Genomic DNA, 14,292 nt, shown 5'->3' on the forward strand with positions numbered 1-14,292 from the left:
TACAAATTGACTTAAGAGCGACGTTGTCGGGCCTTGATTACGAAGCCCCAGCCGATATTGCCGACAGATAAAAGCCCCAGTAATATAGCAAGCCATGCAGAATAGCTGATGGATATAGCGGCTGCTGTCAGCAGGACAATGGATGAAACGGCGAACCATAGGGATAGACCTTTGCTCATGGTAAAAACCTCCAGCCTTCGAATGTTGAATTTCAGGAATAAGTAGATGTAAGTGAGCCATAATAATCTTGCAAGCTTGCAATGAACCTCACTCACAAAGAACTGAAAGGAGATTCAAATATGAGCAGACGTCGTTCAAACAACCTGCAAGTACCGCAGGCCAACGCCGCTTTACAACAATTAAAATATGAGGCAGCTCAAGAACTTGGCATCACCATCCCTCAGGACGGTTACTTCGGTAATGTCGTTTCCCGCGAAACAGGTTCTCTTGGGGGATACATCACGAAAAAGCTGGTCCAACAAGCAGAACAATCCTTGTCGGGCAGCAGCCGCTTGCAGTAATACACATAAACACTCCCATCTTGGAAGCTGTATTATGAGCAGCTGTGATGAAGGAAATCCGGAGCGATCATGCTCCGGATTTTTTTGCGCATGCTTATGACCATTGTGAATCACGTCAGTCTGCTTCGTCAAGAGGGCGCTTACATGAGATGCTTTTTTTACGGGAATGGTCAAAAAAACAGCAAGCCCCCGTTTAAGGGAGACTTGCTGCCTGTAATTCACTGCGGCTTATTGTTAGCTTGTAAATATTTTTAATTCGTATGCAGGGAAAGACGTTTTTGCATTTTTTCGTCACTGAGCCATCCGATATAACTGTTGATCAGTCCGAATTGCTTATCCATCGCGACCACCGCCACGAATGGATATTGCCTCCGGTGGCGATACCTGACGTCTCCCCATCGCACAATATAACCCCACTCCAGTTCTTCCACCTCGGCAACGGCAAAGGAAGAAAAATAGCGAAATGCTTGCACGTCGCGATAGGATGTAGAGGCTTCTACGGCTGGGTGTGTGGATGGAGTTGCGTGTTTCGTCCAAAATAAATGCTTACCATTTAATCCGCCAATGTCATAGCTTCCATTCTGATGAGCTTTTACCACATGCCACCGGTTCCATGATACCGTGGGAATGATATAATAGGTGTCGCCTTCCTGACGCTTGTTGTCCATATCACGTACCGCTTTTCTGGTAATAAAATGACTCCAGGTTCGCCAAATGTAATAGAGGCCAATAATGACGTACAGCGTAATAAATAAGGGAGCGGGCGGAACCAATCCGGTGACCCATAGCATTATCGCAGCAACATGAGTGCCGAAAATAAAGGGGTCAAAAATATGGATGATATTCCAAGATATCCACTTATTCGTGAACGGCCGAAATGCCTGGGTTCCGTACGTATTGAATAAATCTGTGAATACATGCAGGCAGACGGCAATCGTTACCCATAATGCTACATGACCCGGGGGCACATCCCTGAAGATCAGGCAAATCAGTCCCGTTATGGACAAGATCCATATCAACCAGAAGGGGATAGAATGCGACAGTCCACGGTGATTGCGAATATAGGCTGCATTATTTTTCAACCGAAGCAAGGTATCAAAATCCGGAGCTTGTGACCCTACGACTGTAGCGAGCAGTATGACTGCTGCTAGCTTGGGATCTCCGGCGACGACAGGATCAGTATAGGCCAGCCCGGCCAACCCGACTCCCATGACAAAGTGTGTGGCTGTATCCATATCTGTCGCTCCTTTTGTATTGTTTCCTGTACTTATTACTACCCAAATTTACTGTAAACGATCAACAGGGGTGATTTGCCATCTGAATTGTGAACGTTTTGTGCGTTTTCTGTCAAACTTTTTGGGGTAGGTATATGATAAAATTTATATCGGAGTTCAACTTACTCCCGAATTCATACATCTCTAAGGGGGAGTTACTCACAATGGATAATATTAGTTATAAGACTTCTTCGGATGCGGCTACCTATTCTGTAAAATCTAAACCACCCGGCAAGGCGGGCACTTGGAAAGATTTTATTACAGTTACCAAGCCAGGCATCCTTCGTACTAATCTGGTTGCAGCCTTCGGTGGTTTTTGGTTAGCATCGCAATGGGACGTTGACTATATAAAGTTAATTCTTACACTTCTAGGTACAATGTTGGTTATGGCATCTTCTTGTGTTTTTAACAACTACTTTGACCGTGAGTTGGATTTGAAGATGGAGCGGACACGTAATCGCTCACTGCCGACTGGGCGTCTGACCCCCACAACGGTGCTGTCATACGCTATTATTTTGGGCATCGTCGGATTGGCTGTTTTATTCTCCTTCTCTGGTGTGAAGGCAGGGCTACTGGGCATATTAGGTATGATTGTCTACGTTGGCATCTATACGCTCTGGTTGAAACGTTCGTCTACATGGAGTACATCCATCGGCGGTATTTCTGGGGCTATGCCTCCGGTAATTGGTTATGTGGCCGCATCGGGCCGTATTGATATGGGCGCTTGGCTCTTATTCGCACTACTGTTCTTATGGCAACCGCCTCACTTCTGGGCACTTGCCATTCGCAGAGTCGAGGAATATCGCGCAGCAGGATTTCCATTGTTGCCAGTCGTGAAAGGTATCCATCGGACTAAGATTCAGATGATTCCTTATATTGTGCTGCTGATTCCGGTACCCATCCTTATGTATGCTTATGGATATGCCGGTATGATTTTTATGATCGTGTCCGTGTTATTGTCCGTGCTTTGGGCGTTTTATGCCTTTAAAGGCTTTACGATTAAGGAAGAAGAAACGGATTCTTGGGCAAAAAAAGTATTTTTCTTTTCCATTAACCATTTGACACTCAGCTTCTTGCTGATGATTGTTGATACGGTTCATAAGTTCTAATACCAATCTTAGAGGGATTGGTGATGGTGCACTATAAAGCTGTCCAACAGGCATGAAATTGACCTGAGGACAGCTTTTTTATTTACAGGACTAAAGAACAGGAGGGTATATAATGTATTCCTCAAGCCCTGCTTTTTCCAACTGGGCAATCACATATTCATCCGGAGTACCTTCTACACCAGCATAGCCTTTGCGTGTATACATATGAAGTGCATCTGGAAAAGCGTCTGCAAGCACCCCTCTTATTTTTTTTCCTGAGCTGTCGTTGTCCATAAATAAATATATTTCGTCATGCTTAGTCCGCTGGCGGAGGGATTCCAATTTTATAGAGTTTAGTGTACCGAAGGTGCATAAAATGTTGACCTCCGGATCGAGTAATCGGCGGAGTTTACTGCGGTCATTTTTTCCTTCGACGATCACGGTTATCGCCATTTTGCTCACCCCTTGCTTGATGCCTGTGCTCGAAATTCCCCGGGAAATGAAAGAATATGTGTATAGTTTAGCTCTAAAAGGGGTTCTCATGCAAAAAACAACAAAACAGCCTGCCAGAAGTGGCAGGCATAGGTACATAGTCAGCATATTAGGGCATATCAGACATCAGATCCAGCAAGTACGAAGAATGATGACGAGCAGAACATAAAGAACAAGAATGGTACCAGTCGAAGTGCCGAAAACAGGGCAAGGGCTTACAGGATGACAGTGGCTCACGGGCTGCACCTCCCTTTGTAAATAAATTGTTCAGTCAAATTAGTCTATGTTGAGTAGGGGATTAGGTACTGTGCGTATGCCCTCTAGAACGTATTTTGGGCTTTAAAGGTAGTATCTTACCATGTCCCCTTAGTTGTAATTAGGAATGGTAAGGACCCGAGGCAGATAGTGGTGGTGTAGGAGATAATCGCTGAATGGGAACGAATAGCAGGCCAGTCATCAGAATCAGAAATGCGATAAAAAAAGGAGATATGTGATCCGGAAGCTGACCCGCCAGTACAGGCCCGGCAAAGGAGCCGATAGACGTTGCAATGGATTGCAGGGCAAAGGTTTTGCCCAATCGAGCACCTCCAATCCGTATGAAGAGAGAGGCCAGCGCTGGAAAAATGATGCCTTTGGCTGTTCCCAAAATAAACAGGATAATGCCTATTATCGCTTCGGGCGTAGTGGCGAGTGCGTAGAAGCTTAAAGACATCAGAATAATGCCGCAAAGTAGCCTTACCATCGGTGAATATTTGTTCAGAAAAAGCAAACTGAGCGTACAGAGTGCTCCCAAACTGATGATGGAAAAGAGCAATCCGGTGGACATCATGGACGCAGAACCGTTATTTCGTAATGGGATCTCGTAAAATAAAATGCCTTGTGCGCACGCCAAAACAAAAGGTAGAAGCAGGTAACGCCAATTGAATGGTAACCGCGTCTGTGCTGCCGAGAGTGGAGCAGGTGTCGTATGACCATCAGATAATTGGGCCTGTGGAGCGGATGCCTTTTTGGGTAAGGTGAAATAAGCCATAAGCCCCGTGATTACGAGAATGATACCAAGGGAACTAAATGTCTCGCTAAAGCCAAAGCTGGCAACGATAAATGCGCCTGCGGCAGGAGATAGAACAGAGGCCAACGTGTGGACGACACCATGTCCCGACATATATTTGCCCTGGGTAACCGGATGATCAGACAGTTGCGCCAGCATGGCCAGACAGGCTGGAGATAAAAAGGCCAACACATAGCCACTAATCGCACGCAGAAAAAGTAATTCCCACGGTGTATGGATGTACGATTGAATGATCAGGATGAGGCCTGCGGCTGTCAGGCTGAACATAATATATCGGCGACTGCCGTGTTTGTCGACTTTCGGACCTGCCATCAAGTTACCAGGCAGGTGAGTTAGAGAATAAATCCCCATCATCCAACCGATAAAGGTAGGGGCTGCCCCCAGAGAGATGGCGAATGGTGTCAAAATAGGATATTGTGCATGCAGATCAAAAAAGGCAATGAACAAGAAGAGATACAGCCAGAGGGCTGTTTTCATGTGAATGACCCCCCTTTCTTAATGTAAACTTTCATGTTACTTCGTAATTGGCCCTTCCTAAGTTGTACGCCAGATTGGACGAACATAGACCACTTTGTATGGACAAGAATTGAATGACAAGGTATGTATAAGACCTAAGCTGACAGGACATTGCGTAATCATGTATAATTACAGAGACAATTTTGCAATTTGAATCATGTAGTTGGAAACGGGAGTGTAGCGAATGGATAAGAACGTCTGGTCAGAGTTTTTGGAACATAATTGGCAGATCGTTCAGGATAACTGGCTGTATATAGTGATTGGGCTTGTCCTATTGTTAGTCATATTGAAGATTGTAAGAACTCTCGTAAAATGGCTGATCGTCATTGTTGTGATTGCAGGCTTGCTAGTCTACAGTGGTATTTCCTTTGAACAGGTTGGCAAGGTCGTGACTCAGGCAAAGGATGATGCAATTAACAAGGTTCAGAGCGAGGCTTTGAACATGATGATAAAAGAGGGGAAAAATGCCAAATACACCTCCAACGGAGATGGTACATTTACAGTGACCAGCTCCAACCTGGAAGTAAAGGGTCCGTTTGAGGGGGACAAGGTCAAGGTATGGTTTCAGGGAATGTCGCTGGGCGAATGGAGTATGAGTGACACAGTCAAGAAATATATCGAAAGCGCGAAAGACTTGGCTGCTGTACAGCAGCCACAGTCGCCGTAGAGACAGGAGGAACACAATGAATCCATCCTGGCTGGAGTCTATTCTTCATTGGAATGGCGTGACGGTGTTTCTGATCGCCATCGTAGCATTGTCGTTGATACAGGGGTGGAGGCGAGGGGCCTCCAGATCTGTAGGTGCGCTGTTTAGTCTCATTGTGGATGGCATACTCACTGTGGCGGGCATTTTGTGCTCGCTCGGGTTAGCCATGTGGCTTTCACCGAAGGTGCAACAATGGCTGGCAGCTTATATGGAGCATTTGCCACAGCGAAAACTAAGTGGGATTGAGCAATTCTATTATACGCTTGTGGCGGGGATAGAGGGTTTTCCGCTGCTGCGGTTCGCCGTATTGTTCATGCTCAGTTATGCTATTGCCCAGTTTATACTGCGTGCCATTTATGTGTTGATGGTAGGTGGCAAATCAGATTCCTCCCTCCATGAGCATCAAAAGAAATCGGGCTTTTTCAGCAGGGTGGCAGGGGCCGGCATAGGTACTCTTATTGGTGGAGCTCGCGCCATGATGATCATAGCCCTGCTGTTCATAGGCGTAAGTCTGTATCCAGACAGCGGGTTTAGCAGCTACGTACAAGCTTCGCCGATTTATAAGCAAGGTGCGCAATCGGTCATTGAGCCGTTGTCCGGGACTCTAATTAAGGATAAGCTGCCCGTATTTACGCAGGCTGTTACCAAGGAATTGAATGGTATCATGCAGCGCAAATATGAAATAATCGACCGGGACATTCCAAGCGATATCGTTCAGGCAGCGGCCAAGATTACAGAAGGGGCTAGCGGTGACGAGCAAAAAGCCAGAGCGTTGTATGAATGGGTAGGCACCCGTATTAGCTATGATTACAGTAAGGTGGAAGCCTATGAGCAACGTGGTGACTGGCATGAACAGACTCCCAGAGATACGTTTGATACACGTAAAGGAGTGTGCATTGATTATGCCCGCCTTTACTCAATGATGGCTCGTTCGCAGGGACTACAGGTCAAGGTTGTAACAGGCCTTGGATACAACGGACAGGGAGGATACGGGTCCCATGCCTGGAATGAGGTATATTTGAGCGGACAGGATCAGTGGGTACCGCTGGACCCGACCTGGGCACAAAGTGGAGACTGGTTTAACCCGCCAGGTTTTGCCCAAACACATATCAAGGATAAAGTGATTTAAGAAGGAGTGGAAAAGGGCACATGAGAAAGATGGACAACGAGCAAGGAAAAGACAATGAGACATCCGACCGAAAAAGATTTAGCTTCCGGATCAATCTGTTCTTTTTCAGCTCGTTCATTATATTTACAGTCATTATTGTAAGATTGGCGATACTTCAATTTGTAGATGGGCCTCAGCTCAAACAGCAGGAGGCCAGTAATGTTACCAAAAATGTACCACTTACGCCGATTCGCGGAACGATTTATGATTCAACCGGGCAGAACAGACTGGCGTATTCGACACCTGTACAATCGCTGTATATCACGCTCTCCAAGAACTATAGTGACAACATGGAGCAGTTGCGTAAGCCTGATAAAAAGCTGTTGCCTGAGCTGGAAAACATGACACAAAAGCTGGCAAATCGATTTGCCCAATATGGTAATAAAGATGAGCCAAAAATGACGGCAGAACAAATTATGGACGCTATGGATCGGAACTATCAGCGATTTAGCGGTTTTACGCCGCGTCTGATTAAAACGAATCTTAATAAAGATGAAGTTGCCTATTTTATGCAGCATAAAAGTGAGTTTCCGGGTGTAGATGTTGTAGAGGAAACAGTACGTCACTACGATCCTGATACGGTAGCTGTTCAAGCGGTCGGTTATATTAAAAGTTACAAAAGTGCGCGTGAAACATTGGATAAATATAAGAATATTCAAAAATCCATGTCAGCTGAAAATGATCCGGGCCTCATCTATATGGATAACGAATCTGTTGGCTTTGATGGACTGGAATATCAATATCAGGAACAGTTACGAGGGAAAAATGGTTATAAAACGGTTCCGATTGATCCGCGCAATATGCCGGAGGGTGTAGATTCTGTTACTCCTCCGCAAAAGGGGAACAACATTTATTCCACTATTAATAAAGAGATTCAGGTTAAAACAGAAGAAGCCATTACGGATCAATTGAGATGGCTCCATTCACACGCTGTGTCTGGCAAGACTCATCCTTATGCCAAAACAGGCTTTGCTGTAGCCATGGAAGTGGATACAGGGAATGTAGTCGCGATGGCCAGTATGCCGGATTATGATGCGAATTATTGGCAAACGGGTACGATTTCAAAAGACAAATATGAAGAAATAAAACATGTGTATCAAAACGCTACAATAAAGAACGTTGGCTCAGGCCAATCTGGACAACACCCAGATTCTACCGTGCTTCTCGGATCAACTATTAAACCGCTGTCTGTTCTTATTGGATTGGAAGAAGGACTATTTACAACAAATACGTACTATCAAGACACAGGAGCAGCTTATTTCGGACGGAACAACTCTTCACGGGTGCGGAACTCCTCTGGTCATGTGTACGGTTCAATGGACCCGGCTACCGCTATTCGTCATTCCTCCAATGCCTTTATGGTCGATATGGTTGGCAAGCGTTTATATAACAAATACATTAACAATGCCACAGAAGCTCAGGGCATTAACGTATGGGATCGTTATATGAAGGAGTTTGGATTAGGCGTTTCTACTGGAGTAGACTTACCAGGTGAGTTCAAGGGGCTTTTGGAATATACCGATAAAGGAGAATCAGCCCTTTCCAGACTGGCATATGCATCCTTTGGTCAACAAGGTAAATATACACCTATGCAGCTTGCCCAGTATACAACGATGATTGCAACAAAGGGCAAACGGATGGAGCCGCATTTGGTCAGTCAAATTAAAGATACCAACGGTAATGTAGTTCAAACGTTTAAGCCGAAGGTGCTAAATGAGGTGAAATTTCCTGATGCATACTGGAATGAAGTCATACGCGGGATGTCAACAGATGTTAGCGCATTTAACGGCTTTCCGTATGACTTTGCTCGCAAAACGGGGACATCTCAGCAGAGTGTAGGCAGAGAACTAAAAGATAACGGGGTATTTATCGCCTTTGCACCACGCCAGAATCCTAAACTTGCAGTAGCAGTTGTCATTCCTGAAGGAGGCTTCGGAGCTTGGAGCGCCGGACCTGTGGCACGTAAAATATTTGATGCTTACGACGAAGTGTACGGTCTGGACGGTGTTCCTAAGAAAAAGGATGCAGCGACAGCCGATTCTAATGCAGTCAAACAGCCATAATTATTTTATACAGATATTTTTTTCATGTAAGCTTTCCTTAGCCTTTTGGCTGAGGAAAGCTTTTTTTGTGTTCTTTATACGTTTTCTTACAAAATTGTCACCATGGATTTCATCGTTTCTTGCTTTCAATATGGTAGGATCAGGAATAGGAGACCTTATTGGAAGGAGTAATGACCAGCAAATATGGACAGAGGAAGTTTGGATAAAAAGTTTTCATTCAAAAAGAAAAATGATGAAGAGAATGCTGAATCACGAAAAAAGCGGACGGTTTTACGAACCAACCTACTGTTTTTTAGTGTTTTTGTGCTGTTTGCCCTGATCATTACCAGACTAGCTGTATTGCAGTTTATACAATCAGAGGAGCTGAAGGGCCAGCAGCAATCCATAAATACAAAAAATGTTCCCCTAACCCCGAGTCGCGGCACGATTTATGACTCCACAGGTACGTTTAAGCTGGCGTATTCGACTCCAGTACAGTCCTTGTATGTAACTTTATCTAAGGATTATAGCAAACGTACGGAGAAAGATCGCAAACCGGGGGAAAAGCTGCTCCCTGAGCTTAATGCTTTTGCTGCCAAGCTTGCTGCCAAATTAAACGAACTGGGTCGTACCGAAGGAGAGCAGCTTAATGCAGAGGAAATAAAAAAGCGACTGGACCCGGACTATAATCAATATAGGGGATTTACCCCACGTTTGGTCAAATCCGACCTGAGTCGGGAGGAAATCGCTTATTTTCTGGAACATCGGACAGAGTTCCCTGGTGTAGAGGTTGTAGAAGAAAGTGTACGCCATTATGACCCGGATCGGGTGGCAGTGCAAACGATTGGATATATGTACAAGTTCAAAGGAGCTCGAACGAACCGGCCCAAATATAAAGAGCTCTATGAAGCTAATTCGGAGGTCTTAAGACCGGAACAGGTATATTCGGAAAGCGAAATTGTCGGATATGATGGTTTGGAGCTTCAGTATCAAGATGAGCTGAGAGGAAAAAATGGCTATAAGACGGTAGAGGTTAACCCTCGCAGCATGCCGGAGGGCATTAGATCCCTTACACCTCCAGCGAAAGGTCATCATCTGTACTCTACCATCAACAAGGAAATTCAACAAAAAACTGAACAGGCGATTATGGATCAACTCCGCTGGCTTCGTACCCATGCCGTATCGGGTAAACTTCATCAGGATGCAACTACTGGCTTCGCTGTAGCGATGGAGGTAGAGACCGGGCATGTCGTAGCGATGGCCAGTATGCCGGACTATGACTCTAATGTATGGAAAACAGGAAGTGCATCGCCTTCAGTGTACGACGATATTCAGCATAAAATGGGGAACGGAACCATTAAATCTGTACCTAGTGGAAAAGTGGGTCCGCACCCGGAATCCTCGGTTCTGCTGGGTTCAACCATTAAGCCCCTAACTGTGCTGATTGGGTTGAAGGAAAATCTATTTTCGCCTGGACAAACTTATCAGGATACGGGGAGTGCGTACTATGGCAAAAATCGTTCCAGTCGGGTCGGGAATTCAGGCGGACATGTGTATGGTCCTCTGACACCTAGCAAGGCAATTGAGTTCTCATCGAATACATTCATGGTCGATATGGTGGGCAAGCCGCTATATGCTAAATACGGCAGCAATGCAGGGCTACATCAGGGAATTGATATATGGGACAAGTATATGAAGGAATTTGGACTAGGCGTACCGACGGAAGTCGATCTGCCCGGCGAGTGGGCAGGCAGACTGGAGTACACCAGCAAGCATGAAAGTGCACTAACACGTTTGGTACAGGCATCTTTTGGTCAACAGGGGAAATATACAGCGATGCAACTGGCTCAGTATACAGTTGTGCTGGCAAGCAAGGGCAAGCGAATGCAGCCTCATCTAGTCAGTAAAATTGTGGATGACCAGGGGAATCTCGTACGTGAGTTTAAGCCGAAGGTGCTGAATGAGGTCGCTTTTTCAGATACGTACTGGAATACTGTGATTCGCGGCATGGCTACCGATGTTAAAGCCTTTAACGGATTTCCCTATGATTATGCCCGCAAAACGGGGACTTCTCAGCAGGTGGTGGGACGTACGGTTAAAGATAACGGGGTGTTCATCGCTTTTGCTCCACGCCAAAATCCGAAGCTGGCTGTAGCGGTTATCATTCCTGAAGGGGGCTTTGGTGCGACGAGTGCGGGACCGGTTGCGCGTAAAATATTTGATGCGTATGACGAAGTATACGGGCTTGATGGTAATCCTAAAAAGCCTCTGGTAGCGAAATAAGGACTTGAATACTTTTGTGGGCTTCTCTTTTTCATGGTAAAATGTCGTTGGACATAAGGGACAACAGGAGGAAGAGAGACCATGGGAGAAAACCAATATAAATACAAACTGCTTGCGCTCGACATGGATGGAACTTTACTGAATGATAATCATGAAATAAGCTTGGAAACGATTAACTGGATTAATAAGGCGATTCAGGAAGGGATTCATGTATGCTTGTCCACCGGACGTGCAGCGATGCATGCTTTACCTTACGGTCAGCAACTCGGCCTGGAGACGCCAATGGTAACTGTAAACGGCAGTGAAGTATGGAAATCACCTCACGAATTGTGGCGCCGCTATTTACTTGATAAGGAGCTTATTCGCAAGATGCACCAGATTGCCGTAGAAACAGGCTCTTGGTTCTGGGCTTACTCAACCGAGGAGTTATACAACAGAGATCGTTGGCCGGACACATTGGACACACAGGAATGGCTCAAATTCGGTTTTAATACGGAAAATGACGAAATTCGCCATCAAATTTTGCTCAAGCTTCAGGAGATGGGAGGACTTGAAATTTCCAATTCTTCGATGACGAATCTGGAAATTAATCCGGCCGGTATATCCAAAGCCAGTGGCATCGCTGAAGTGTGCGACCTGCTCGGCATTACCATGGAGCAGGTGGTTGCCGTTGGCGACAGTTTGAATGACCTGGCTGTGATTCAAGCGGCTGGACTGGGCGTAGCGATGGGGAATGCTCAGGATACGGTAAAAGAAGCCGCTAATGTGGTTGTGGCTTCGAATAATGAGGACGGCATTGTAGAAGTGATTCGAGATTATGTGCTTGTGTAATAAAATGAATAGTGCACAAGCAAGATGAATAGACGAGAAGGAGGAGGCCCATGGACGTTGTAGGTTGGATTGTTGTCATTGTACTGTTCATTGTGGGCATGGCGGGAGCGGTGTATCCCGTATTGCCGGGGGCGCTCGCCATTTATTTTGCATTTTTTGTATACGGCTGGTTTTTCTCGTTTGCTCCATACAATGCTTTGTTTTGGATTATACAAACACTAATCGTCGTTGCCCTTTTTATTGCGGATTATGCTGTGAATGCGTGGGGAGTCAAGCGATTTGGCGGCTCGCGTTTGTCAGCGATCCTTAGTACTGTGGGAATCATAATTGGCCCCTTTGTTATTCCAGCATTCGGTTTGATTTTGGGACCATTTATCGGTGCTGTGCTGGGTGAGCTGATTGGCAAAGCCCCGCTGGATCGAGCTATAAAAGTGGGCTTTGGCTCCGTCTTGGGCCTATTTACTAGCACCGTGATGAAAGTAATTTTGCAGCTTGCCATGATTATTGTATTCTTGATTTGGGTGTTTTAACCAGAGATTCGTTTATTATGATTTGCAGAGACAGAATCGACATGCGGCTCCGCACCGGTGATGGCTCAGGCCATGACTGTTTGTTGCGGGGCTTTTGCATGCATGTGAACAGCAAGAAAGAAGGGAACGCATTTTGTCCAATAAAGAAACATTCCTTAAAGGTACGCTTATTTTAGCCGCTGCCGCTTTGGTGGCCAGAGTGCTTGGTCTGGTACAGCGCGTTCCATTGGAGCATTTGCTCGGCTCCGTCGGGAACGCCTCGTTTACCATTGCGAACAACGCTTATTTGATGCTGCTCACGGTCGCTACGGCCGGCATTCCCAGCACACTGAGCAAAATGGTTTCGGAACGCTACGCACTGGATCGGCCTGCGGAAGCGCGACGTGTGTATCGTGCGGCTTTGATATTCGCGGCCGTGGCCGGTGTTATCATTACGGCGCTGCTGTATTTTGGAGCGCCTTATTTTGCCGAGCATGTAGCAGGGGTTCCGCAGTCTGCTTTGGCTATTCAGGCTTTGGCACCCGCTTTGCTGTTGTTTCCTGCCATTGCGATGATGCGCGGATACTTCCAAGGACGCGGTAATATGACCGCAGGTGGTATTTCACAGATTGTGGAGCAGGTCGCACGGGTAGCCACCGCAATTCTGCTCGCTTTTATTATTTTGAAGCTTGGCTATGGAGATCGTGAGGTAGCGGCGGGGGCCTCCTTTGGGGGTGTCATGGGAAGTCTTGGCGCTCTGGGGGTGATGCTGTACTACACGGTGAAATTGCGTCGTCAGGATCGCCAAGATCGTCAAGAGCAATTCCAAGAGGAAAGCTCCGCGCTACCAATGATGCGCATTTACAAAGATATTTTCAAGCTCTCTATTCCTATCGTATTGTCGTCTCTGACGGTTCCGGCGGTTAATTTTATTGATACGTCGATTGTAGTTAGACTGCTGTCTGGACAAGTGGGATTGGATCAGGCGACTACTCAGTTGGGTTATCTAGGCTCTAGGGCACAGAGTGTGGCAGGTATCCCTCCGATTTTGGCCATTGCACTCAGTCAATCGCTCATTCCGATCATTTCAGCGGCTTTTGCCCGTAAGGATGAACAGCATTTACAAAATCAGATGACGCTGGCCTTGCGCATCTCTATTCTGACTGGAATGCCGATTGTGCTGGCTTTATGTGTAACTGCCTATTCTATTAATGGTCTGCTGTTCAGCTCGCTTGGAGGCAGCGGGATTATCGCTGTTCTGACACTCGGAACGATCTTTCAGATTACGATGATGACCTCTAATTCGATATTGATTGGTATGGGCAAGCCGCGTATTTCAATGGTCAATGTGATGGTTGGGATCGTCGTGAAGTTGGCAGCGAGCTGGCTGCTGGCTGGTTGGCTAGGGATTTACGGAATTATTGCCGCAACCGGATTATGTTTTCTCGTCATTACGTTGCTGAATTTACGTGTACTGAAAGGGATTGTTTCCTTCTCAATCATGGGTCGTCGCTGGGCAGGCTTCCTAACCGCAGTCGTTGTCTCGGGAGCTATCGGGTACGGAGTAAATGAAGCCTGCATTTTGCTGGTACATCTGATGCCTGCGCGTGTAGCCTTCTTGATTGCGTGCTGCATTGCCGGAGCGGTTGTACTGGTATGCTACTTGGTATTGCTGGTTGTACTGCGCGTATTGCGCAGGGACGAGCTGGGTAACTATCCGCGCGTGTTGCAGAAGGTATTGCGTCCGTTAATGCGCCTACAGCGTGAGTCCACTGAACAACGAGGCTAAAAAA

Annotated in this window: 13 protein-coding genes; 9 read left to right on the top strand and 4 right to left on the bottom strand. The window is 46.3% G+C overall.

Annotation, left to right across the window (positions count from 1 at the left end; all coding sequences use genetic code 11):
- Positions 1-11: 11 nt before the first annotated feature.
- Positions 12-179, bottom strand: coding sequence for a hypothetical protein (locus tag C0638_RS25355; RefSeq protein ID WP_016324694.1), 168 nt, complete (start codon positions 177-179; stop codon positions 12-14).
- Positions 180-299: 120 nt separating this feature from the next.
- Here C0638_RS25355 and C0638_RS12860 point away from each other — a divergent pair, with 120 nt between their 5' ends.
- Positions 300-521, top strand: a complete 222-nt coding sequence (locus tag C0638_RS12860) for an alpha/beta-type small acid-soluble spore protein (RefSeq protein ID WP_013311857.1) — start codon at positions 300-302, stop codon at positions 519-521.
- Between the two features lie 251 nt (positions 522-772).
- Here C0638_RS12860 and C0638_RS12870 read toward each other — a convergent pair whose 3' ends face one another.
- Positions 773-1,756 (bottom strand): metal-dependent hydrolase, encoded by a 984-nt coding sequence (locus C0638_RS12870; protein WP_025674151.1) that lies wholly within the window; start codon positions 1,754-1,756, stop codon positions 773-775.
- A gap of 203 nt (positions 1,757-1,959) precedes the next feature.
- Here C0638_RS12870 and cyoE point away from each other — a divergent pair, with 203 nt between their 5' ends.
- A complete protein-coding gene (gene cyoE / locus C0638_RS12875; protein WP_013372928.1) occupies positions 1,960-2,904 on the top strand; it encodes a heme o synthase in 945 nt (314 codons plus the stop codon).
- 90 nt (positions 2,905-2,994) lie between these two features.
- Here cyoE and C0638_RS12880 read toward each other — a convergent pair whose 3' ends face one another.
- Positions 2,995-3,336 carry a toprim domain-containing protein gene (locus C0638_RS12880; RefSeq protein WP_040102932.1) on the bottom strand — a complete coding sequence of 114 codons (342 nt, stop codon included), beginning with the start codon at positions 3,334-3,336 and terminating at the stop codon, positions 2,995-2,997.
- Between the two features lie 415 nt (positions 3,337-3,751).
- Positions 3,752-4,921, bottom strand: coding sequence for an MFS transporter (locus C0638_RS12885; RefSeq protein ID WP_040102933.1), 1,170 nt, complete (start codon positions 4,919-4,921; stop codon positions 3,752-3,754).
- Between the two features lie 223 nt (positions 4,922-5,144).
- Between C0638_RS12885 and C0638_RS12890 the strand changes: the two genes are divergently transcribed.
- The 7 genes from C0638_RS12890 (at position 5,145) to C0638_RS12920 (ending at position 14,288) form a co-directional block, all read left to right on the top strand.
- Positions 5,145-5,627, top strand: a complete 483-nt coding sequence (locus C0638_RS12890) for a hypothetical protein (protein WP_040102934.1) — start codon at positions 5,145-5,147, stop codon at positions 5,625-5,627.
- 16 nt (positions 5,628-5,643) lie between these two features.
- Positions 5,644-6,795, top strand: coding sequence for a transglutaminase domain-containing protein (locus C0638_RS12895; RefSeq protein WP_040102935.1), 1,152 nt, complete (start codon positions 5,644-5,646; stop codon positions 6,793-6,795).
- A 20-nt stretch (positions 6,796-6,815) separates the two neighbouring features.
- Entirely contained in the window at positions 6,816-8,897 is a 2,082-nt protein-coding gene (locus C0638_RS12900) for a peptidoglycan D,D-transpeptidase FtsI family protein (protein ID WP_102163524.1), read from the top strand.
- A 183-nt stretch (positions 8,898-9,080) separates the two neighbouring features.
- Entirely contained in the window at positions 9,081-11,159 is a 2,079-nt protein-coding gene (locus C0638_RS12905) for a peptidoglycan D,D-transpeptidase FtsI family protein (protein ID WP_102163526.1), read from the top strand.
- 81 nt (positions 11,160-11,240) lie between these two features.
- Positions 11,241-11,990: a Cof-type HAD-IIB family hydrolase gene (locus tag C0638_RS12910; protein ID WP_013372921.1), complete on the top strand. Its 750-nt coding sequence runs from the start codon at positions 11,241-11,243 to the stop codon at positions 11,988-11,990.
- Positions 11,991-12,040: 50 nt separating this feature from the next.
- A complete protein-coding gene (locus tag C0638_RS12915; RefSeq protein ID WP_013372920.1) occupies positions 12,041-12,520 on the top strand; it encodes a DUF456 domain-containing protein in 480 nt (159 codons plus the stop codon).
- A gap of 133 nt (positions 12,521-12,653) precedes the next feature.
- On the top strand, positions 12,654-14,288 hold the full coding sequence (locus C0638_RS12920; protein ID WP_102163528.1) for a putative polysaccharide biosynthesis protein: 1,635 nt from the start codon (positions 12,654-12,656) through the stop codon (positions 14,286-14,288).
- Positions 14,289-14,292: the final 4 nt, after the last annotated feature.

Source organism: Paenibacillus sp. lzh-N1 (assembly GCF_002872435.1).
Classification (GTDB): domain Bacteria; phylum Bacillota; class Bacilli; order Paenibacillales; family Paenibacillaceae; genus Paenibacillus; species Paenibacillus polymyxa_C.

What these genes read in the sequence shown, in the direction of transcription:
- C0638_RS12915 (WP_013372920.1), top strand. Translation starts at nt 12,041, where the DNA reads ATGGACGTTGTAGGTTGGATTGTTGTCATTGTACTGTTCATTGTGGGC.
- C0638_RS12910 (WP_013372921.1), top strand. Translation starts at nt 11,241, where the DNA reads ATGGGAGAAAACCAATATAAATACAAACTGCTTGCGCTCGACATGGAT.
- C0638_RS25355 (WP_016324694.1), bottom strand. Translation starts at nt 179, where the DNA reads ATGAGCAAAGGTCTATCCCTATGGTTCGCCGTTTCATCCATTGTCCTG.
- C0638_RS12895 (WP_040102935.1), top strand. Translation starts at nt 5,644, where the DNA reads ATGAATCCATCCTGGCTGGAGTCTATTCTTCATTGGAATGGCGTGACG.
- C0638_RS12905 (WP_102163526.1), top strand. Translation starts at nt 9,081, where the DNA reads ATGGACAGAGGAAGTTTGGATAAAAAGTTTTCATTCAAAAAGAAAAAT.
- cyoE (WP_013372928.1), top strand. Translation starts at nt 1,960, where the DNA reads ATGGATAATATTAGTTATAAGACTTCTTCGGATGCGGCTACCTATTCT.
- C0638_RS12900 (WP_102163524.1), top strand. Translation starts at nt 6,816, where the DNA reads ATGAGAAAGATGGACAACGAGCAAGGAAAAGACAATGAGACATCCGAC.
- C0638_RS12890 (WP_040102934.1), top strand. Translation starts at nt 5,145, where the DNA reads ATGGATAAGAACGTCTGGTCAGAGTTTTTGGAACATAATTGGCAGATC.
- C0638_RS12880 (WP_040102932.1), bottom strand. Translation starts at nt 3,336, where the DNA reads ATGGCGATAACCGTGATCGTCGAAGGAAAAAATGACCGCAGTAAACTC.
- C0638_RS12885 (WP_040102933.1), bottom strand. Translation starts at nt 4,921, where the DNA reads ATGAAAACAGCCCTCTGGCTGTATCTCTTCTTGTTCATTGCCTTTTTT.
- C0638_RS12860 (WP_013311857.1), top strand. Translation starts at nt 300, where the DNA reads ATGAGCAGACGTCGTTCAAACAACCTGCAAGTACCGCAGGCCAACGCC.
- C0638_RS12870 (WP_025674151.1), bottom strand. Translation starts at nt 1,756, where the DNA reads ATGGATACAGCCACACACTTTGTCATGGGAGTCGGGTTGGCCGGGCTG.